The organism is Streptomyces fildesensis (genome assembly GCF_016107395.1).
Classification (GTDB): Bacteria; Actinomycetota; Actinomycetes; order Streptomycetales; family Streptomycetaceae; genus Actinacidiphila; species Actinacidiphila fildesensis.
The window spans coordinates 1-272 of sequence record NZ_JAAIKO010000287.1; the positions used below are offsets into that span (position 1 = coordinate 1).

A 272-nucleotide genomic window follows, 5' to 3' on the forward strand; every position below is an offset into this window, starting at 1 on the left:
GGTCGCCCGGGGCGGCAGGTCCCGATCAGGAGACCGGCGGCATCAGAACGGTGTCGACGATGTACACGTTGGCGTTGGCGGTCTTGACGTTGCCGCAGACCACGTTAGCGGTGTCGTTGACCATGTAGGACTCGCCGGAGCCCTTGGTCGAGAGGGACTGCTTCTCCAGCGTCGGGAACGTGCCGCTGGTGAGCTGGTTCGGGGTGAGCGGCTGGCCCACGACGTGGTAGGTCAGGATCTTGGTGAGCGTCGCCTTGTCGTTGAGCACCTTG

General features: G+C 64.7%; 1 protein-coding gene. It reads right to left on the minus strand.

The genetic code is table 11. The annotated features are described in order from the left end of the window. Positions 1–25 precede the first annotated feature (25 nt). A partial coding sequence (locus C6N31_RS42935; RefSeq protein WP_198359721.1) for a fasciclin domain-containing protein occupies positions 26–272 on the minus strand: 247 nt, incomplete at its 5' end.